At 46.3% G+C, this 21,199-nt stretch carries 20 protein-coding genes; 7 read left to right on the top strand and 13 right to left on the bottom strand.

Features of this window, described 5'->3' with window-relative positions:
- Window positions 1–69: 69 nt before the first annotated feature.
- Complete coding sequence (locus J7529_RS09240; protein ID WP_318728735.1) at window positions 70–3,072, top strand: plasmid replication protein, CyRepA1 family; 3,003 nt, start codon at window positions 70–72, stop codon at window positions 3,070–3,072.
- A gap of 226 nt (window positions 3,073–3,298) precedes the next feature.
- On the opposite strand, the gene J7529_RS09245 is transcribed toward J7529_RS09240, so the two are convergent.
- The 3 genes from J7529_RS09245 to J7529_RS09255 all read right to left on the bottom strand — a co-directional run bounded on the left by J7529_RS09245 (window position 3,299) and on the right by J7529_RS09255 (window position 5,487).
- Complete coding sequence (locus J7529_RS09245; RefSeq protein WP_318728736.1) at window positions 3,299–3,952, bottom strand: hypothetical protein; 654 nt, start codon at window positions 3,950–3,952, stop codon at window positions 3,299–3,301.
- A 48-nt stretch (window positions 3,953–4,000) separates the two neighbouring features.
- Window positions 4,001–4,567 (bottom strand): Uma2 family endonuclease, encoded by a 567-nt coding sequence (locus J7529_RS09250; protein ID WP_318728737.1) that lies wholly within the window; start codon window positions 4,565–4,567, stop codon window positions 4,001–4,003.
- A gap of 74 nt (window positions 4,568–4,641) precedes the next feature.
- A complete protein-coding gene (locus J7529_RS09255) occupies window positions 4,642–5,487 on the bottom strand; it encodes a shikimate dehydrogenase (RefSeq protein WP_318728738.1) in 846 nt (281 codons plus the stop codon).
- Between the two features lie 166 nt (window positions 5,488–5,653).
- Here J7529_RS09255 and J7529_RS09260 point away from each other — a divergent pair, with 166 nt between their 5' ends.
- Entirely contained in the window at window positions 5,654–8,425 is a 2,772-nt protein-coding gene (locus tag J7529_RS09260) for a GAF domain-containing protein (RefSeq protein WP_318728739.1), read from the top strand.
- Window positions 8,426–8,453: 28 nt separating this feature from the next.
- Here the strand turns inward: J7529_RS09260 and J7529_RS09265 are convergent, their stop codons facing one another.
- The 6 genes from J7529_RS09265 to J7529_RS09290 form a co-directional block, all read right to left on the bottom strand.
- Entirely contained in the window at window positions 8,454–9,035 is a 582-nt protein-coding gene (locus J7529_RS09265) for a hypothetical protein (RefSeq protein WP_271944604.1), read from the bottom strand.
- Window positions 9,036–9,109: 74 nt separating this feature from the next.
- Window positions 9,110–9,232, bottom strand: coding sequence for a hypothetical protein (locus tag J7529_RS09270; protein ID WP_318728740.1), 123 nt, complete (start codon window positions 9,230–9,232; stop codon window positions 9,110–9,112).
- Window positions 9,233–9,258: 26 nt separating this feature from the next.
- On the bottom strand, window positions 9,259–9,480 hold the full coding sequence (locus J7529_RS09275) for a Nif11-like leader peptide family natural product precursor (RefSeq protein ID WP_271944602.1): 222 nt from the start codon (window positions 9,478–9,480) through the stop codon (window positions 9,259–9,261).
- 306 nt (window positions 9,481–9,786) lie between these two features.
- On the bottom strand, window positions 9,787–10,260 hold the full coding sequence (locus J7529_RS09280) for a hypothetical protein (RefSeq protein ID WP_318698965.1): 474 nt from the start codon (window positions 10,258–10,260) through the stop codon (window positions 9,787–9,789).
- A gap of 417 nt (window positions 10,261–10,677) precedes the next feature.
- Complete coding sequence (locus J7529_RS09285; protein ID WP_318728741.1) at window positions 10,678–11,037, bottom strand: VOC family protein; 360 nt, start codon at window positions 11,035–11,037, stop codon at window positions 10,678–10,680.
- 58 nt (window positions 11,038–11,095) lie between these two features.
- A complete protein-coding gene (locus J7529_RS09290) occupies window positions 11,096–11,470 on the bottom strand; it encodes a J domain-containing protein (protein WP_318728742.1) in 375 nt (124 codons plus the stop codon).
- 301 nt (window positions 11,471–11,771) lie between these two features.
- On the opposite strand from J7529_RS09290, the gene J7529_RS09295 reads away from it, so the two are divergent.
- Window positions 11,772–12,935 (top strand): pyridoxal phosphate-dependent aminotransferase, encoded by a 1,164-nt coding sequence (locus J7529_RS09295; RefSeq protein ID WP_318728743.1) that lies wholly within the window; start codon window positions 11,772–11,774, stop codon window positions 12,933–12,935.
- Window positions 12,936–13,048: 113 nt separating this feature from the next.
- Here J7529_RS09295 and J7529_RS09300 read toward each other — a convergent pair whose 3' ends face one another.
- Complete coding sequence (locus J7529_RS09300; protein WP_271944594.1) at window positions 13,049–13,453, bottom strand: phage holin family protein; 405 nt, start codon at window positions 13,451–13,453, stop codon at window positions 13,049–13,051.
- On the bottom strand, window positions 13,440–13,922 hold the full coding sequence (locus J7529_RS09305) for a hypothetical protein (protein WP_271944592.1): 483 nt from the start codon (window positions 13,920–13,922) through the stop codon (window positions 13,440–13,442). The genes J7529_RS09300 and J7529_RS09305 overlap by 14 nt, the downstream gene beginning before the upstream one ends.
- Window positions 13,923–14,144: 222 nt before the next feature.
- Here J7529_RS09305 and J7529_RS09310 point away from each other — a divergent pair, with 222 nt between their 5' ends.
- From J7529_RS09310 to J7529_RS09320, 3 genes are all read left to right on the top strand, one after another.
- Window positions 14,145–15,170 (top strand): ABC transporter permease, encoded by a 1,026-nt coding sequence (locus tag J7529_RS09310; protein WP_318728744.1) that lies wholly within the window; start codon window positions 14,145–14,147, stop codon window positions 15,168–15,170.
- Window positions 15,167–16,309 carry an ABC transporter permease gene (locus J7529_RS09315; protein WP_318728745.1) on the top strand — a complete coding sequence of 381 codons (1,143 nt, stop codon included), beginning with the start codon at window positions 15,167–15,169 and terminating at the stop codon, window positions 16,307–16,309. The genes J7529_RS09310 and J7529_RS09315 overlap by 4 nt, the downstream gene beginning before the upstream one ends.
- Window positions 16,310–16,380: 71 nt before the next feature.
- Complete coding sequence (locus tag J7529_RS09320) at window positions 16,381–17,394, top strand: ABC transporter ATP-binding protein (RefSeq protein WP_318728746.1); 1,014 nt, start codon at window positions 16,381–16,383, stop codon at window positions 17,392–17,394.
- 13 nt (window positions 17,395–17,407) lie between these two features.
- Here J7529_RS09320 and J7529_RS09325 read toward each other — a convergent pair whose 3' ends face one another.
- The gene (locus tag J7529_RS09325) at window positions 17,408–17,968 is read right to left on the bottom strand and encodes a Uma2 family endonuclease (RefSeq protein WP_318728747.1); all 561 of its coding nucleotides are present in this window, start codon (window positions 17,966–17,968) and stop codon (window positions 17,408–17,410) included.
- Between the two features lie 98 nt (window positions 17,969–18,066).
- Here J7529_RS09325 and J7529_RS09330 point away from each other — a divergent pair, with 98 nt between their 5' ends.
- A complete protein-coding gene (locus J7529_RS09330) occupies window positions 18,067–19,074 on the top strand; it encodes an ABC transporter ATP-binding protein (RefSeq protein WP_271944580.1) in 1,008 nt (335 codons plus the stop codon).
- A gap of 113 nt (window positions 19,075–19,187) precedes the next feature.
- Here the strand turns inward: J7529_RS09330 and J7529_RS09335 are convergent, their stop codons facing one another.
- Entirely contained in the window at window positions 19,188–21,116 is a 1,929-nt protein-coding gene (locus J7529_RS09335; RefSeq protein WP_318728748.1) for a tetratricopeptide repeat protein, read from the bottom strand.
- Window positions 21,117–21,199 lie beyond the last annotated feature (83 nt).

The following is a 21,199-nucleotide window of genomic DNA, read 5'->3' on the forward strand; positions in this document are numbered from 1 at the left end:
ACTTGCCAACTACAGATAGTGTGGTTTACGATAAATACCCCTATCTCTAGTCAAGCCAACGCAACCGCCGTGAACCACCTACTTGAATGGGAAGCCAGTGGAGTCGATCGCCAGCTTACCAGCCTGAATGTCATCCCCCTCGAAGGACAAACCCCCTACGACTATCTCTTGTACGCAGACGACCTGCCCCGCCGTAAAGATGGCCGGTTGCGAGCTACCATTATGCAACGCTATCAACATCTTAAGCAAGGGGGATGGTGGTGTTCCGGTATTAACCCCCTGACTGGAGAAGATGAGGACTGGGGATGCTTCAAGCCGGCTCAACCGAGATATGCAGACGGCAAACCGATCAAATACGAACACCCCCCCAAAACTCCCACCCGACTCTTTGCCCTGCGAGTTACCCAGTCCATCTGGCAAACGATCGCTAACCGGGGAAACGTCCCCCTCACCCCCGAACAGATCCAGCCCGAACACTCCGATCGAGGGTTTTGGCAGTGGGTGAAAGACAACCCCAACCTTCCCTTGTGCATTACCGAAGGAGCCAAAAAAGCCGGCGCTCTGCTCACCGCAGGCTATGGAGCGATCGCCCTTCCCGGTATCCATAGTGGCTATCGTATCCCCAAAAATAACCAAGGTCGGCGCATCGGTCATCCCCATCTTATCCCTGAACTGCAACCCTTTATCGCTGCCAACCGACCCATATATATGGTCTTCGACCAAGACACCAAACCCCAAACCCTACGCGCCGTTCAAACCGCCATTCGCCGCATGGGGTATCTCCTGCAACAAGCCGGATGTCAAGTCAAGATCGTCACCTGGAACCCAGAATGGGGAAAAGGAGTAGACGATCTGATCGCCAGCCAAAGTTCAGCCCGCTTTCACCAAGCCTACAGCCAAGCCATCCCCTTTGAGCGCTGGAAAGCCACCATCACCCAACAGCTCACCTATCCCCGCACCCTCACCCTCAATGACCGCTATTTTCCGGCAACTCTTCCCCTACCGGAAAGCGCCCAACTGGTAGCGATCAAATCTGCGAAAGGAACCGGGAAAACCCAACTACTCGAAACCATTGTTAATCAAGCCAAACGCGCAGGACAACCCGTCCTTGTCATCAGTCATCGGGTGCAACTGGTAGAATCTTTAGCGACTCGGTTTGGCCTTCCAACGCTCGCGGGTGAAGCCTCTCCAGATCCGGGGGTGGTGCTGTGCATTGACTCGCTGCATCCCAACTCCCGCGCCCAGTTTAATCCCCAAGAGTGGCAAAATGCCCTGGTGGTGATTGATGAAATCGAGCAAGTACTGTGGCATGGTTTAAATTCCAGCACCTGTCGTCGTCACCGGGTGGCTATTCTCAATACCTTGAAAACCTTAATCCAAAACGTTTTAGGGGGCAGCGGTCAAGTTTGGGTAGCCGATGCAGACTTAAGTGATATTGCCCTAGATTATTTGATTGCCCTCTCTGGAATTGACCCGGATGTAGCGGTGGTAGAAAATACCTGGAAACCGAGCGCCCAAGAGGCTTGGCGGGTATATAGCTATGAGGATAAAACCCCAGAGCGCCTAGTCCAAGATTTAGCCCATCATATTGCGGCTGGGGGACGACCAATGATCTGTTTATCGGCTCAGAAGCGGGGCAGTAAGTGGGGAACCATTACCCTAGAGAGCTATCTACAGCAGCGATTTCCTGAGCATCGGTTTTTGCGCATTGATTCGGAAACGTTGTCCGATCCAACTCATCCCGCTTATGGTTGTATGGATCGCGGCCAGAGTTTAGATGAATTGTTGAGTCAGTATGATGGCGTTTTGGCTTCTCCAGCCATTGAAACCGGCGTGAGTATCGATCTTCGGGGTCATTTTACCTCGGTGTGGGCGATCGCCCAAGGCATCCAAGCCGAGAACTCTGTCCGCCAAGCTCTGTCACGAGTCAGGGAAACTGTGCCTCGATATCTCTGGGTGGCTCCCTATGGCTTTAACCGGGTGGGAAATGGATCTACCTCTCTTGCCAGTTTACTCAGTTGCGAACATCGGTTAACTCAGATGAATATTCGCCTGTTGCAACAGTCCGATTTTACCCAGTTGGATGGTTTAGACTTAGGATTTCAAGCAGAGTCCCTCATGACTTGGGCCAAATTGGCAGTACGGTTTAATGGGGGAATGGCGCGGTATCGCGAAGCGGCGATCGGCGGATTAATGGCTGAAGGTCATGTTTGTCAACCCGCAGTAGAGCAGACGCAAGCGCCAGAAGAGGAGAGTGAACCGAGCTTAAAGACGATGATCGATCGCGTGTTGGCGCAAAATTATCAGGCAGAATGTGAAGCTATTGCCCATTCCACGGTTCAACTGACTTCCGTGATTTCCCCGAAAGAGTTTTGCCATCGCAGTAGTCAAACCCCCGATCAACGACACCGATCGCGCCATCAAGAATTGTGGCAAAAGTATGGCATTCGCGTGACTCCGGAGTTAGTCAGTTTAGACGATCGCGGCTGGTACGAGCAATTGCAGTATCATTATTTTCTCACCGTCGGTCGCCCCTATTTAGCCGATCGCGATACGGCTATGGCGCGGGAATTACTATCACGGAGATCTGGTGGTCTCTTTTTACCCGATTTCAACGGCTCTCAACTGGGGGCAAAGATTGGCGCGATGGAACTCTTAGGCATTCCCGGTTTAATTGCCGATGCAGAGCGCGTATTTATGAATACCGATATCGATTTGCAGCAGTTACAGCACATTGCTCTCTCGAACCGTCAGGAAGTGCGATCGCTATTCGGTATCGGACTCGCGAAAAATGCCTCTGGAATTATGATCGTGCGTCGTTTCATTAATCTCTTGGGATATAGTCTAGAATATCAACGTTGCACCAGCCTCAAGGGTTCGCGCAAACGCCTACGGATCTATAGCTTAGTTTCTCCCGACGATCCCAGAGAACAAGTATTTCAGCAATGGTTAGAGCGCGATCGCACGGATCGCCAAACCTATCCGCGTATCCCGTTGACACTTCCCGATCTAACTCAGGTAGAGGAGTCGGAGAGCGATCGCTACCAACAACTGAGTCTATTTAAGGAATAATTTAGGGCATCTTTATTCATTGCTTTTCGAGGTACATTTCCATCCTCCTTCAAAAAGGTAGGACTGTGGGATTCTCCCCAAAAAAAGCATGGGGAGATGAGAGAATCTTTTCCGACTGTACCTCATTACCTCGCAAAGCGCTGTGATTTTTGAAAGATACCAGCCATACCTCTATTTCTAGGATTCTGCTGAACAATGGCATTCTTTAACAGCGATCGGGTGGCAATTAGATAGATGAGGCTTCTACTAATATAAAATCTTCGGCATCTTCCATCTCTAAACCCGTACCATAAAATTTATCGTCCTCCAAATATTTGTATCCAGTTGTTGCTCTTTCTTCATCAATTCCCAAAAAAACTACGAATTCCGCAACAGCATCCATGCCATAGTACTGTATTTTTTCAGTGTCATAGGGATCTCTTTCACTTTCTTTACAACTATCAAAAAAATGCAAAAGATCCTGTAGATTTTTTCCTTCTACGCAATAGTTCAATATTTTTTGAGGATTTCCTTGGAACTGTTTCCTGATTCTATCATTAACATATTCATAACCAAAAGTAAATGAATCAGGATCGTCATAGAATTCATCAATTAACTCTCCAGAGTCGTACAGTAAGTAAATAAAGTGAACTCCACTGAATACAATGAATACAAATACAGTTGATGACAGTATCTCTGATACTTTTTGTGCAAAAGCACTTATCTCATGATAGATAAATTTCTCGGATGTCCGATCGTATATGGAGAACCATCCATTCTTTTCAGGCGTTATGTAAGCTTGACTTTTGGTAATGGTTTTTACTGCTTCACATATATCAGATATAGAGAGAGCAGATATAGAACGACTCTTAACCTGATAATTCACGAATTTTTCGCCCATTTACAGTTTCTCCATCTATTCGTAACATTCACAATTTCTAAAACTTTATTAAAAATTCCATGGCTCGAATAAGTCTGATACTGCCATCGAAAACCCCGCTATCACATCTTCTCCATCAAGTGTATCTCCCACCCGCAAGAGACGATCCGGCTCAGAAGAGTGATAAACCAAGATATACCGTTCATCGGGATGAATCATCCACAACAGGCGCGTCTGATTCTGGAAATACTCTACGATCTTGGTATGCATTTCCTCTACTGTATTTCCTGGGGACAAAATTTCCACCACTAAATCTGGCGATCCCTGAAAAAATCCCCGGGGCGGACGGCTTAATCCCTTCAATCTGTCACGACTGATAAAAGAAATATCGGGCGATCGCCGATTACCCTCTTTTAACGTAAACGCTGTACTCGAATCACACACCGCCCCTAACTTATTTTGGCGCACAAAAGCCATCAATTCGGCTACCAAAAGACAGGCCACATAGCCATGCTCCATTCCCGAATTTCCCATATCGACTAACTCCCCATCCACCAACTCGTAACGATGCCCATCACTGGATAGCGCCATAAACTCATCATCTGTCCAGACTTTAGCAACAGTAGCAACTGTCATACTCAGTCCTCTTAAAATAATTGTTAATTGTTTCGGCTGTCGCCGACATGAAAATTGTTAATTATTAATTGATATTACAGCGCATCCAAAAGTGCTTGACGCATCACCCCAACGGGAGTGGGTTCATCAAGCCACAATTGTAGAGCGGCTGCTCCTTGCTGAACGAGCATTTCTGTACCATCAATCGTGAGCAGATCGATCTCCCGTCCCAATTGTAAAAAACGAGTCGGACGAGGATTATAAATCAAATCATATAATATGGCTCCTTGAGGCAAACGAGCCAAGAGTTCCCCATCTACCGGAGTCTCATTGACATTGGGAGACATACCGATGGGTGTAGTATTGACCAACACTGTGGTTTCAGATAACAAATCCGGTAACTCATGCCATTCATGAATCATTACAGGATTGGACCAACTCTGTTGAAAGGCTTGCAAACGCTCAAGATTACGCCCCACCACATGCAAGCGCTCAACCCCTAACTCCAAACAACCGGCAACCACTGCTCGGGCCGATCCGCCATTGCCTAAAATCACCACTTGTGCATTGGACCACTTCTGATGCTCCTCTTTCAAAGGAGCAATAAATCCCAAAACATCTGTATTGGTTCCTTCCCATCCCCGTTCCGTTCGCCAAACCGTATTCACTGCACCCACGGCTTGGGCAACTGGGGAAATTTGGGATAAGTAGGGCATAATTGCTCTCTTGTGGGGAATAGTGATATTAAACCCAACCACCCCAACCGCTTGAAATCCCTCTAGGACAACCTCCAATTGGTCTTGGGTAACCGGAAAGGGGACATAGACATAATCAGCACCTAGATGGGAAAGGGCAGCATTTTGCATCACCGGCGATCGCGAATGCTTAATCGGATCGCCAATAATACCCAGTAAACGGGTGGTTCCTTGAATCTCTTGCATGGGTTTAATCTCTCGCCAAAAGAAGGCCTTGTACAATCAGGGTATCATTGAGATTGATTGCATAGCTAAATCCATTCAGATCGGGTTGCACGATATGATCGCCAACGAGAGCTACTCCCTGACTCCTTCTTCAAAATACGCTACTGGCCTGGATTTGGCCAGGGGAATGAAAGCCAAAACCCGAAATTATCGTACTCTGATTTCGACGATATTTTTCTGGACGGCTGCCCACCCCCTGCTGACAATAGCCGTTTGCCAGGCGATCGCAGATTCTGAGGATGCACCCATCGTGGGTCGCGAAGAAGAATGGATTTCTAAGTTAGTGCAAAGGGAATTAATTCAGAATTGGGAAAACAATGAAGAATTAAAACATTTACGCAGTATTCGCGATCGCCTCTTACAACCCCAACCGGCAACCTTGAACTTGCTTCGACTGTATGAACAAGTATTGGCAGACCAAGGGATACCGGCTAATGAGAGTCCGGAACAGCGCGAGTTACGGACTATGGGATTAGCGATGCGCGAACAAGGGCGTTTATTAATCCATAACCGTATCTATGCCGGAATTTTTAATGCTCAGTGGGTCGAGAAGGCGATCGAAACCATTGAAACCGAGTTAGAAGTCGATGAAACCGAATTCCTGAAAACCTTTACCCAACTGGAGCGGAAATTACTGGTTTCTCAAGTAGATTTCCTTTCAGAAGGACAAACCCCCGAAGAAGGCCATCAATCGGCCCAAGCCCTATATGAGGTGCTGCGAGATGTGACTTCTACTGTGGGGCAGTTGCTCCGGGCCGAGCGGACTACCATCTTTTTGCTTAATGATGAGAAAACAGAGTTATGGTCTTTGGTAGCTCAAAATGAACAGGGTGAATTCCTCGATATTCATGTCCGAGTTGGCGAAGGCATTGCTGGAGGAGTTGCCCAACTCAAGCGGGTAATTAATATTCCCAACAATGTGTATGACGATCCGAGATGTAAGTTGGTGAAAGAATACGATCAAAAGTATAATTATCGCACTCGCAATATTTTAGCTTTTCCAATTTTAGATGAGCAAAAGAATGTGGTAGCGGTGATTCAACTGCTCAATAAAATTGCACCCAAAACTCCCAATAGTCCCTCGCGTCCAGTGCAAGGGTTTACCCGCAAAGATTTAGAGCGCTTAGTTAAATGTGTGCTTCCCATTCGTCAGATTCTGCAAGCGTGTCAATCATCCTATAAAGCGACTAAAAAGTTACGGGCAACGGCGGCACTTACGGAAGCAACGCGATCGCTCGATCAGATTAACCTCGATACTCAAACCGTATTACATCGGGTGATGAATACGGCCAAAAAACTGATGAATGCTGACCGCTCCACCCTCTGGTTACATGACCCTCAAGCTGGGGATTTATGGACAGAGTTACCCGGAAAAGGGAGAATTCGATGTGCGATCGGAGTAGGATTTGTTGGTGAAGTTGCCCAAGCCCGGCACACCTTGAATATTCCCTTTGACCTCTACAATGACCCCAACGCTGAAAATGCAAAACGCACCGATTCTCAAACTCGCTATCGGACGTGTAGCTTACTCTGTATGCCCATCGAAAGTCCAGAAGGAGAATTACTCGGTATTACCCAATTAGTCAATAAGCGTAAGCCAGGCAATCATCCCGAATATAACAAAGAAGATTGGCCCGCAGTTCCTGATTATTTAAAAGCCAGTTTTGACCGCAACGATCAACAAACCATGCAGTTATTTAATGAACGGGTAGCGGTACTACTCCAGTTCATTAGAAGCCATGAAAACTTGAAGAAACAAGCGCAAATTGATCCCACTGAGGTAACCCAGCAAAGCTTAGTTTTATTGAGTCAAATGGAGTTGGATCGAGCATCTAACCAGGAAGCTGCTTACCATTCTTTAGCTCATTTTCTCCAACCTCTGCACACCTCTGTAGAACAGGCGATCGGAGTAGCCAAAGCCACATTATTTATTCTGGATTCTAGCCGGAATAACCTCTGGTCTGCCATTTTAGATGCCCAGAAAAAACCTAAATTGATTACTGTTTCGACAGAGCAAGGGTTAGCCAAAACCATCGTCAGTAGCCAAGACTTTAAAGGAACTAATAAACTGGGAAATTTAGCCGATCCCTTAGTCATTCAAGGAGCTGGTAAAATCGCTAATTATAGCCAGTTATTCTTATTTCCCCTAGTCAACGATCGGAAGGAAGTCGTCGGAGTCGTTCGCTTATTTAACAAACAGACCGAAGGTCGTCTCGATCCCAAAGGCTTTAACCGTACCGATGCCGATCGCCTGCAAGAGTATACCCAATTAATCTCCCCCATTCTCCAAGGCTTCCAATCCTTCTATACTGACATCCCCACCTTGAGAAAATCGGGTCTAACCGTTGATCCATTAACTCACGCAATTAATCTGATTAAAAGCAGTAGTAGTTCCGCAGAAGAGATTATTCGTAATGTAATGCAAGCCGCAAAAACCCTAACTGATGCTGACCGCTCTACCCTTTGGTTAATCGATCGAGTCAATAAACAGCTATGGACTAAATTACCTCAAAGCGATGGCTCCTTAATTGATATTCGCATTCCCATGGGAGAAGGGTTTGCTGGTCGTGTTGCCCTGACAGGACAACCCTTGAATATTCCCTTTGACTTATATGATTATCCGGGGTCGGAAATTGCTCAACAAACGGATAAAAAAACGGGCTATAGAACGTCTAGTTTGCTTTGTATGCCCGTGTTATCCAAGGATGGGGAACCCTTGGGAGTCACCCAGTTAGTGAATAAACGCAAATCCGGACAATTTCCAGCCTACGATCCTAGCACTTGGCCCCAAGCACCCGAGCAATTTAAGACCAGTTTTAGTGCGAAAGATCAAGAGGATATGGAAGTGCTAAATACCCAAGTAGGAGAAGTATTACCGGGAATTTTAGAGGATAGTTAAAGGTTGCGTCTACTCTAGCTGACTCGGTCTATCGAGAAGCTAACCACTGGGCATCTGGCTCTAAAATCCAAAGGGTAAATTGGGGAGAGTTGGGGATAATCAAGATTTTATCTCCCTTCTTAGCTAGACGCAGAGCTATTTCTGAGGCTTGATGAATATCAGGAAAGCTCTTAAAGAGACTGTAATATTGGTTCTCACATTCAATTGCTTCTAGGGAATCGTTTAAGTCAGGGACTTGAATATACCCAAGTTGATAATCTTCTGGAGAATTGAGAATTTTATAGGGTGGCTCTGGAGGCTTGGCAGGGGTTTGAGCGTTCTGTGCTTTTTGGGTAGAACGGGAAACGGGAGACCCTTGAGCTTCTTTGACCCAAAGGGCACTTCCTTTTGGAGTAGGAGTAATAATAACTTCATCTCCTCGCTTAGTGAGGCGTTCGGCGATGGTTTCGGCGCGTTCACTATCTTGAATAACTTGAAAGAGACTATAGTAGGTTTGGTTGACTCGAATGGCAGCAATGGGACGATCAAGATCGGGGACATTGATCTTACACGGTTTGTACTGACTGCGATCGCTGAGAATTTGATAAGAGACGACAGGAGAATTGGGCATTTTAATCAAAGGGAGCTAGATTCACGGTTTTACTCAATTGTAAGAGTGTTGGGTCGCCAATGTCTTAAGGAAAATTACAGATCTTGATGAACCATTAACCCAATTTCCACCGCTATCGTCCCTGCGGCTTCCTGTAAAGCCGTACTAAACTGAGGTTTGTTAAGAAGCCAGGGCTTGGCTGCTAAGGACACTCCCATCTTTAGGGGGGACAAATCGTTCGATGTTATTTCAACCAAATGAATCGTCGGGGCGGGAAGCCCGAAAGTTCAAAGGAATTGCCGTACTCCTTGAGTACCTGATTCAGTTCCTCGATTGTAAATTTGTATCCATCCTTGTTGGCCTTCTCGACAAATTCATCTTTACTCTGAGTTTTGTCGTATTCTTCCCGAATTTTAGGATCTTGTCCGCCCGCCTCGAGCAATTTTTCTACATTTTCTGTGGACATATAATATCGCTCCGAACCTATGTTTTAGGATTGGGTATGAGTTGATTATCCCAGCCTGGTTGGTCAGAAAGTGTTACAGCATTTACTAAAGTGCAAAAACTAATCTGTAGGCGCGATCGCCCCCAAATCTCTTAAGGAAATTTACAAATTTTCATGAATAATCAAGCGATTCCCATCCGGATCATAGGCATAAATTTCTCGGCCAGAGGTCTGTTCTTGTTAAAATACACAAAAAAATGCACTTGCGAGTTACCTGCAAAAGTGCATTTTTTTTCTCAAACTACTTTTCTACAAGCATTTTAGAAACTATGCTTTGACGACTTGAGTATCAAATGTGAAGGTAGGCAGGTTCTTGTAGTCAACGGTATATTTTGGGTAGAAATACACATTATTAGTGTAATTATCAGGCAGTGGAGGACCTTCAATAGCGCGGACGATTTTCATAGTAAATTGATACCGACGACTCCAGGAACCCGGAGAAATATTGCCCAAGTTAGTGAACTCAATAAAGTCTGCCCAATTAGTAGTGGAGGGAACGAGAATTTCAGTATCAACAATAGGCTCTGTTGGAGTTTCTCCTGTGGTGATTTGTACTGAATCCAATACAATGGGAATAGGCAGTAAATTTTTTAGCCAGAAGTAACTTGTGTATAAACACCCATTACTGTCAGCAATCAAGAGCTTGTTCGAGTACTGGTAGTAAATCTCAATGACCGGATCGCTGATAGTTTTAGATGACCAAGAAAAACTTCCATTGATTATAGAAGGCGTTGTACTCATTAGTGTTGACCTCGTTGTGTTTGTCGTTTGTTTGCAACTAAGGTGTAATCTACCCTAATTCAAACTTTTCCCTAGAATCATCAGGTGAATATTACCCACCGACTATATAACAATTCTAGCTTGACACTGGACTGTCCTCAATAGCCCGATTTTTCGATTCCATAATTAAGACCATTTCAGGAGGTGACTTCTGACTTCTTTGGGTGAAACATTTTCTCGCTCGCAGGCCAGGTCTTTTCACTCGATTAGAATTATATCGACTAAGGGCGATCGCCTCATTTACTTATCTCAATCCTCATCCTCATTATTGAAAGCTCACAAACTAGACTTAGATCTCAAACCAACCCACAAAAGTGTTACATCGTTTACTCAATGCTCCAAAAACCTAACCTAGCCTCTTACCTCTTGCCTTTTGACTTACCGATTTTCATGAATAATCAGTCGATTTCCATCGGGATCGTAGGCATAGATTTCTTGGCCGTGGGAAGCCTTTTGAACTGATCCAGGGGGAGGATAGCCTAGGCTACTCAGAAGGGCGATCGCCTCGTGAATGTCCTCGACTTCTAAACATAAACTCATGGATCCTGGGGTAGAAGAGTGAAATTCTTGGCGATCGCGGGGTCGAAATAATCCCAAGCGCAACCCCCCGATGATAAACTCCGCATACACCCCTGGAATTTCTCGCTGTGCTTGAGTGTTCAGCACACAACGATAAAAATCCCTTAAGGTTTCTACATTTTCCGTTGCGATCGTTACCCAGAGTTCTGACATCACCATTGCGCTACGAATAGACTCTTGCCTATTCCCTCTCTATTGCCTGACTTTTACACGAAGTCTAATCTAACCAGTTTTGCATATCTCGGCTATGATGACGAATATAGTCATCTAATGCCCGGTTATAATTTTCTCTTCTAGCTTGGGAAAAGCCAGATGGCTCATAAGGGTTTGGTGCAGAGGGTTTCGTCCTTGCCCAGGCGCGATCGCTCTGATGTACTGATGCCATCACTAAATTTCTTTGAGACTTCAACTGCTCATAGGCTTCATTGAGTTGTTTTATTTTTTCTTGGGCTTTGTGATAAAGGCGGGGATTATGAACAAAACGGTCGGGATGCCAGACCATCACTAAATCCTTGTAGTTTTGGTGAATTTCCTCCAAACTAGCGTTAGGAGCCACTTCTAAAATCTCATAACAGTGATGTAAGTGACGCATAACGACAACTCCTGTCGAGAAATAAACAATAGTGTGCAGCAAATTGGGTCAGTTCAGGGACTTTCCACACATCAGTTCAAAAAACCTTGCGTTTCCAGTTTTTATTTAAATTAACTTCACACAAGTATTAGTAACTTGGATTACCGAATGTAAGAATTACGTTACAAACTCAAAGGCTAAAAAAAGTTGAATCTCTCTAGGCAAAGTGATATTCTCTGCCAGAATAGACAGTTGGCGGTCGCGAAGCGACTGGGCAGGAGTATCGCCCTTAATCAACATAAAAGAAGGATCTGGAGCAACTATGAAGTTAGCATCTCGTGTAGCACAAGTAACCCCCTCATTAACCTTAGCGATCAGCGCTAAAGCCAAGAAAATGAAAGCTTCCGGGTTAGATGTGTGTAGCTTTAGTGCTGGAGAACCAGACTTTGATACCCCCGACCACATTAAAGCGGCTGCACAAAAAGCTCTTGATGAAGGGAAAACCAAATATGGCCCAGCATCAGGAGAACCCAAGCTGAAAGAGGCGATCGCCGAAAAGCTAAAGAAGGATAACAATCTCAACTACCAACCCGAAAATATCATTGTCACCAATGGGGGGAAACATTCTCTCTATAATCTGATGATGGCCTTGATTGAACCCGGAGATGAGGTGATTATTCCCATTCCCTATTGGGTGAGTTATCCAGAAATGGTCGCTTTAGCCGGAGGAAAATCGGTTTTAGTCACGACAGATGCAGCTACCGGCTACAAAATTACGCCAGAACAACTTCAAAACGCCATTACCCCCAATACCAAACTGTTTGTTCTCAACTCCCCCTCGAACCCTACAGGAATGGTTTACACTCCAGAAGAAATTAAGGCTTTAGCGGAAGTGGTGGTCAAAAATAATCTGTGGGTGGTCTCCGACGAGATTTATGAAAAAATTCTCTATGATGGAGCCGTTCATCTGAGTATTGGCGCTGCCAGTCCAGAAGCATTTGAGCGCACTATTATTAGTAATGGGTTTGCTAAAGCCTATGCCATGACGGGTTGGCGAGTTGGCTATTTGGCTGCCCCTGTGGAACTGATTAAGGCCTGCAATACCATTCAAGGTCATAGTACCTCAAACGTTTGTACCTTTGCCCAATATGGGGCGATCGCCGCTTTGGAATCTTCCCAAGACTGTGTAGAAAAAATGCGCCTTGCCTTTGATGAACGCCGAAAAGTCATTATTGAGCGCATTCAAGCCATTCCCAAGTTATCAGTACGTGAACCCAAAGGCGCGTTTTATGTCTATGTCAACATCGGCGAAGCGGGTCTTAAATCCACCGATTTCTGCACTCAGTTCCTAGATAACTATAATGTAGCGACCATTCCCGGTGTTGCCTTTGGTGCAGACGATCATATTCGCCTCTCCTATGCCACGGATATGACTTCCATCGAAAAAGGCATGGAGCGGTTAAGTAAATTTGTGCAAAGTCTGTAATTGGATTGATTCCTGAGAGTAGGGCTTTAGCGCTAAAGTGTTCAGAGCGCTAAAGCCCTACAACAAATCGCGCACCCCATACCTTACTTTAGATAAGACAGCCCATTACAGGACTAGAAATGGCCGGCATCCGGGTCATCTTGCAGTAACGTTTGAGTCGTTTTCAGGAGGCGATCGCGGGTTTCACGCATGTAGGGACCTTGTAATCTTTGAGACCCCCATTGCATTAAGATCAGGCCAAATAGCAAGTCCACCAGGGCCGTCAGAGCAATAGCACCCAACCAACCCAGTCCTAAATGCTGTAAAGTCACCACAACGGTCACTTGCAATAGGGCAATTCCAGTCATTAATAGGCCGGTTCCCACCAGCAAGATCAACAGTCCCTGAATTAACCGTTGCTGTTCTTGGGTCGCTTCCCGTACAGCTAGGTCTTGGTGCATGTCAACCAGCACTCGCAGCAAACGGACCCCACGAGTAAGGTAAACATGCAGACCATCTAAGAGTTCATGAACGGCCACGCCCACCCCCTGCGACCAGTAATCCCAGAATAAACCCAACACCCAACGCGGTTAATAAACTGGTTCCCACATGGTCTTTAGCCTTTTCACTCACCTTCGGGAGAACATCCTCTTCAAATTGAGCAACCAGTTTTTCGGTACGTTTTTCCAAGAGTTTCAGGGTTTGATCGACCTGGGATAAAACTGGAGATTTGGAGGGTTCTGAGGTGGAAGGGTTATCCTGTCCGTTAGCCGAGTCCGTTTGCCAAACCTGGTAAAGTTCCGCTAAATGGCGGCGAATTAAAGCTTTTGTCCGTTCTGTACGACTGGCAATATATTGGATCGTTGCCTCTAAATCTGTTTGGCTTTCGGATAATTGCTCAGAGTCTAAAACCGGCCATTCCTCGAGAATGAGGGGAGAGAGAGACTTGGAGACTTCAGAAAAGGTTTCAGAAGAGAGAGAGGGAGAAGAATGGGTTGAGTTGACCATGGATGAAAGGATGAAGCTCTTCAGCTAAGGACTCTTCCATAGTATCGCGCACTGTTGGAAAACCTTTGTGTATCTTAGATTAGAGTGGAAACCAAAAACCTATCTATACCTTCCATTGCCCCACCAAAGCCTAATATTAACCTTTTCTTTACGCTCTGTTTAAACTCGTGCGGTAAATGTATAGGAGTCTGAGACGAAGCCGAACAGGGTTATTGAGAATTGATGCTGTTATCTGGTGCGAACAATGAGGCGTTTTGGCGCTTTCTGGTTGGACGGCTTATTGTAGCAATTTTAACGTTATTGGCGGTCTCCTTTATGATTTATGCTCTGATTGAGCTAATGCCGGGAGACTATGCCGAGCGGGAGCTATTCCGCAAATATTCGGGGACGGGAGTGACGATTACCCAAGCGGAAATTGACCAAGTGCGCGCGAACTTGGGATTAGACCGACCGTTTTTAGTCCGCTATGGGGAATGGCTGTGGAATGTGGTCACGCGCTTCGATTTTGGCCCTGCGTTTCGGGTGGAAACGTCAGTTAATACGCTGATTCAAGGGAAGTTTCTTTATACTTTTGTCCTGGTCGTAGGGGCAATGTTATTTTCCTATATTGTCGCTATTCCTGTCGGGATTTGGGTAGCGACTCGAAAATCGGGAATTGCGGATAGCCTGGTGACTCTATTGTCGTATTTGGGACTGGCGCTGCCGAATTTTGCGATCGCCCTTGTCCTCCTGATGCTCAATGCTTTTGTGTTTAACCTAGACGTAACCGGCTTAGTCTCGCAAGCCTATCGCGATGAACCCTGGTCAATGGCCAAATTCCTCGACTTCCTCGGCCATGCCTACATTCCTCTGCTGGTCTTGGGTTGGTCTACCACCGCCTTCCAACTGCAAACCATGCGCGGGTTAATGAAAGATGAATTGGGCAAACTCTACGTTACGGCTGCACGAGCGAAAGGATTATCGGGTTGGCCCATGTTAATTAAATATCCGGCTCGTCATGCGGTGATGCCCATTGTCTCGACTATTGGCTTCGACTTTGCCCGTTCCTTTAACGAACTTCCTATCGTGGCCTCTATTCTCGTTTTAGGAGAACTTGGTCAAGAACTCCTGCTCGCCTTCCTGGATGCTGACCAAAATACAGCCGCCGGAATTTTAGTTTGTGTCACCAGCATTATTATCGCTGCTAATTTTCTCTCTGACCTGCTGGTAGTTGCCATTGACCCTAGGGTGAGGTTAAAAGGACGATGAATCAACCGATAACTAACATTAAACAGAAAAAAGAAGATTACTATACCGCGTCCCAATGGCAACTCTTTTGGTCGAGATTTAAGACCAACCGCCTGGCAGCTTTGGGGGGAGCAGTTCTGAGTCTCTTTATCTTCATTGCCTTATTTGCCGAATTTATTGCGCCCTACTCCGGACTGGCAAATGACCGTAATTCTGACTATACCGCCGGTCCGCCCCAACTGATCCGATTATGCGACAGTGCAGGCTGTCAAGCTTGGCCGTTTGTCCATGATATGACCAGTAGTTACAGCGTTCTAGAAAAGCGTTATAAGGTTGAGATTATTGAAGAAGACGGAAAACCCGTGCGGCGTAACCTGCGCTTCTTTCACAAGGCAGGCGAATATAAGCTTTTCGGCATTATACCGGGCGATCGCCATCTTTTCGGCACAGATCGAGGCAAAGTACATCTTTTTGGTACAGACTCTAGCGGTCTCGACCTCTTCAGTCGCGTCATGTTTGCCACCCGCACTTCCCTCACCATCGGCTTCTTAGGCATCATGATTTCCTTTATTCTCAGCCTCTTCTTTGGCGGAGTCGCTGGCTATATCGGCGGTTGGGTAGATACCGTCATTCAAGCCTTTACTAACTTAGTGCGCGTCATCCCTCCCATACCTTTATATATGGCCCTTACCGCCATGTTTCCCCGCGACTGGTCAAACCAACAAGTCTATTTTGCCATGACTTTAGTTATGGGACTGGTTAACTGGCCCACCCTAGCGCGGCGTATCCGTTCCTACCTGCTTGCTTCCCGCGAAGAAGAATACGTCCTGGCTGCCCAACTCTGTGGAGCCAGTGGTTGGCGCATTGTTACCCGTCATCTTCTTCCCGGTTTTGCCAGTTACATCATTGTCGAATTGGTGATTAACTTCCCTTACCGCATCCTGGATGAAACTGCCCTTTCCATCGTCGGCCTAGGTTTGCGACGACCAACCATGTCCTGGGGCGTTCTCCTGCAAGAAATGACCACTGTTCAAGCCATTCAACTTACTCCCTGGTTCTTCATTCCCCTCATCTTCTTCGTCGTTGCTGTCCTCTCTTTCACCCTCCTCGGTGATGGTTTGCGAGATGCCGCAGACCCCTATTCTGGCATTCGACGGTAATAGGTAATAGGTAATGTAATTTCTCGCATCTCCCTATCTCCCTATCCTTCACTCTCCCATTCCCCAACACCATGACTGACTCCCTACTCACTGTTTCTAATCTTTCCATCCACTTTCGCACCGATGAAGGTAAAATAACCGCCGTTGATGACTTGTCCTTCTCCCTCAAACCGGGTCAAACCCTGGGTATTGTGGGCGAGTCGGGTTCGGGTAAATCAGTTTCTACTAGAGCACTGATGCGCCTACTGCCAGGAAATGCAGAAATTGACTTCAGCTCCCATATCTTCTACTGCAATAAACAGGGAGAAACCTTTGATCTTGCCAACCTGCCGGAAAAAAGCAAGACTTTAAATCAAATTCGTGGCGGTGAAATTGCCATGATTTTCCAAGAACCCTCAGCAGCGTTTTCGCCCTTGTACACTATTGGCAATCAAATGATCGAGGGAATTCGTCTCCATCATAAGGTAAATCGGAAACAGGCGCGAGAAATGGCGATCGCCATGTTAGACCGCGTAGGAATGACTAACCCAGAGTTACGAATTGACCAATATGCCTTTCAACTCTCTGGAGGAATGCGCCAACGCGCCATGATTGCCTCTGCTCTAGTCATGCGTCCGGCTTTACTCATTGCCGATGAACCCACCACAGCCCTTGATGTTACCATTCAAGCTCAGATTCTAGACCTCTTGGCAGAACTACAACAAGAATTTGGCATGGCAATTATCTTTATCTCCCATGACTTAGCCGTAATTTCCCAGATTTCCACCGATGTGATGGTGATGTATCTCGGTAAAGCGATGGAAATTGGTCCCGTGCGCTCCATTATCCGGAAACCCAAACACCCCTACACCCAAGGTCTAATTGAAGCTATTCCTCGATTAGATGCTCGCGATGCGCCCCTCATGCCAATTCCCGGAGATATCCCCAGCCCTCTCGAACGTCCCACTGGTTGCGTCTTCCACACCCGGTGTCCCCAAGCTACTACCCATTGTCAAACCCATGTCCCAAGAACAACTCTTGCCCATCCTAACCATCACGCCGCCTGTCATTTACTGGAAGAAAAAGTGTTAGAAGAAAGTGCCTAACCGGCAGATCTATTCACACCATTTTTAACCAGCTAAACACTTCGTTAACTGTGAGCGTTATGTTGAGATCGGGTAGAACCGAAATCACACGATCGCCTTGACATAAAATCGGTTGTTGCTGAGGAATGAAACACAAGATACTGCGATCTCCGGGATCGATAAACCAGCCTAGCTCACTGCCCTGCTCTAAGCAATACAGAACATTACCCAAGACTTTATTCGGACGCTGTTCGGGGGAAAGAATTTCAATGCTCCAATCTGGAGGAAGATTAAAGTTATCGGGAACTTCACCATCAGAGGTAGAGGGGATTCGATGCCAACGAAATATGGAGACATCTGGAACGAGCGATCGCGTGCCAAAATTACACCTTAATTCTGGAAAAGCATAGGCAATTTGTGCTTCTTCACAGGCTTGATTAATCGTCGCGCAAAGTTTACCCTGTAAACGGCTATGTCTTCCTTTGGGCATGGGCTTCTGGATAATTTCTCCATTAATATATTCGTTCGCTGGTTTTGTTTCTGGCTGCTGCAAGAATTCTTGCAGTGTAAGGGTCTGGGTAAGGATTTGTGTCATCTTAACTCCTTTGCTCTAAATCGGTGTATATTGACCTTAAATGTAAATGAGAAGCTTAAAGGCATTTCCCATTATTTAATTATTAATTGTTAATTATTATGACTCCACTCATATCGGTTCGTAATTTACAAGTTCACTACCCCGTCGGCGGGGGATTTTTGCATGGTAAACCCAAAATCGTGCGAGCGGTGGATGGGGTCAGTTTTGATATTATGCCCGGTCAGATTTTTGGCTTAGTAGGAGAGTCAGGTTCCGGGAAAACAACCGTAGGACGGGCGATTCTGAAGGCGGCTCCGATTACGGGGGGCGAGATTACGTTTAAGGTGGCAGATTTGCCTTTAAGTATCGCCAAGCTGGAAGGGGAACGATTGAAAGCCTTGCGCCGCGAGGCTCAGATGATTTTCCAAGATCCCTATGCGGCGCTCTCTCCTCGGATGACGGTACGGGATATTATTGCCGAGCCGCTAGAAGCCATGCAACTGACGAAAACTCGCCAAGAGACGAATCAGAGGGTAAGAGAGGTTGCGGAGCGTTGTCGGCTAAATTTAGAGCATTTGCGACGATTTCCCCATGCGTTTTCAGGGGGGCAACGACAGCGAATTGCGATCGCCCGCGCCCTAGTCTCCGGGCCCAGTTTTTTGGTCGCTGACGAGTCAGTAGCAGCCCTCGATGTTTCCATTCAAGCCAATATCCTTAATTTGTTAAAAGCACTACAAGAGGATATGAATTTAACCTTCTTGTTTATCAGCCACGATCTCTCCGTGATTGCCCATTTCTGTGATGTGGTGGCGGTAATGTACTTGGGGCAAATTGTGGAAATCGCTCCCACACACCAACTGTTTTCTAACCCCAGTCATCCCTATACGCAAGCCTTACTGTCAGCAATTCCGCCCCTCGATCCCGATGATGAGCGATCGCGCATTCGCCTTTTGGGAGAAATTCCTTCTCCGGTAAATCCCCCTTCTGGCTGTCGTTTTCATACCCGTTGTCCCGTAGCTGAATCTCGGTGTAAAACCGTTGAACCCATTTGGACACAAATATCAGACAAACATGGGGCTGCCTGTCATTTAGTCGAGGACAGGTTAGCCAATCCAATTAATAATTAATCAATTCATACAGTGCTTTGCTTGCGTTATGAAACACAAGCTTGAATCCTCTCTCTCCATATACCATCAACCTATTCCCTATTCCCTATTGCCCAGCGCAAAGCGCTGTACAGTTAACCCAACTTAGGAGAAAAGGGCTGGACAATATCCTCTTCTGTGGGCGTAATTCCCAAATTTTGTTGAATCTGTAAGGCTTGGCTAAAACAAGAAATTGCTTCCTGGTAGCGCTGCAATTCCGCTAAAGCAGTGCCTTTCCCGCGCCAAGCTTCATAATCATTTTCTTCCAACTGAATTGCGCGATCGTAGGACGAAATTGCCTCTTCAAACCGGCGTAACTTTTCCAATAAAATGCCCCGATGTCGCCAAGCTTGATGTTTATGTTGCTCTAACGTTAATACCTGATCGTAGGCATCCACGGCTTCTTCATATCGTTGAATGCGCTCCAACATTTCCCCTCGCGCTGTCCAAATTTGCGGATCGTCGGGGTTAACTTGAAGTGCGCGATCGTAGGATTCTAAACCTTGCTCATACTGTTTTAACTGAGCTAATGTGGTGCCTCGATTAAACCAAATAGTGCTTAAGAGCGTCTTTTCTGAGCGATCTTCTTGTTCTTCATACAGTGAAATTGCGCGATCGTAGGCTTCAACTGCCCCTTCATATTCTGCCAATTTTTCTAGAGCATTGCCCCGATGAAACCAAGGTTCGATTTTATCCCCATCCAACGCAATCACCCGATCGTAACAGGCGATCGCCTCTTGAAACTGCTCTAACTTTTCCCGCGCTACCCCCTGATTATGCCAAGCTTCCGTATCTTCGGGTTGCAGGGAAATCGCCCGCTCATAGGCTTCTACAGCTTCCTGATGGCGATCTAACTTCAGCAGCGTATTTCCTAGACAATACCAGATTTCTGCTCCGTCCGGATTCAATTCCAGAGCGCGATTGAATGCCTCTAGCGCTTCCAAGGGGCGATCGGTTCGCATCAACGCTAACCCCTTATGATACCAAACCTCACCATTATCCGACTCTAAAAATAACGCCTGCTCATAGGACGTTAACGCCTCTTGGTAACGATGCAACTTTACCAACGTCTTTCCCCGCTCATACCACGCTTCAAAAGACTCCGGTTGGGTTTCTAGCACCTGCTCATAAAGGGCTACAGCTTCCTCATATAACCCCTCATCTGCCAATAAATTCCCCTGATCTACACACTCTTGAGCCGTGACAAAAAGCTGATTTTCATCCAACTTCTCTAAATCAAAGGATAAAACGGTTCCCTCTTGCTGATCTGATTCTACTAAATCCTCTAAAAAAGCAATTTCCGAAACCCCAGACACCGGACGAGGACTGATTTCCTGGCGAATTTTACCCAGTTCTCGGTTTAAATCCTCTCCTAACCCTTGCAGTTGTTTAACCAAATCTTGGCGTACTTCCTGGATAGTTCCAGCAGACTCTTTTAATTCCAAAACCTCTTGATTGACATTCTGGTATCCCCGTTGACGCTCGGTTTTTGCTGCTTCAATTTGAGTCGTCAAATCCTCAACCAACTGGCGAGCCATGTCGGTATACTGTTGAAGATGGCCTTCTGGCTGATTGAGATCTTCAAAGCGGCGATTCACCTCAGTAACGATTTGCCCAATCATACTGCTACGCATAAAGCGCAATAAAACCACGGTTCCGCCAATAAATACTACCATTAACAGCATCAACTGATTGAGGCGCGATCGAATATCATCTACCTCCGATAACTGCGCTTGCCACTCAATTTCTTGTCTGGCACGTTCTTGGGCAAACTTCTCATTTACTGTCTGCTCCACCGTTTGCTCAATCACCTCCTTGAGGGTGTTTAAATCTTGCTCCGATAAGCCAGCATTTCCCTGGGGAGCAGCAGGAGCGGGTGCCGGTGCTGGTGCAGGCGAAGGTTTCGGTTGCGCTTGAGTTTGGGCAAGCCTTACTTCTGAAGGATTCGCCCCATAAGCAACCGCCATTAAATTAAAGGAGGCTAAAGTCGCTAACAGCCATAGAGAAAGGGTAGTAACACGCATAGATTTTGAAGGAATCCCCATAAGATTTAAGCCTGAAATCAATATCAACTCTCCACTATTCACCGATCAGCAGTTAAACTCAT

The sequence above is a fragment of the Roseofilum sp. Guam genome (assembly GCF_017746735.1).
Taxonomy (GTDB): Bacteria; Cyanobacteriota; Cyanobacteriia; order Cyanobacteriales; family Desertifilaceae; genus Roseofilum; species Roseofilum reptotaenium.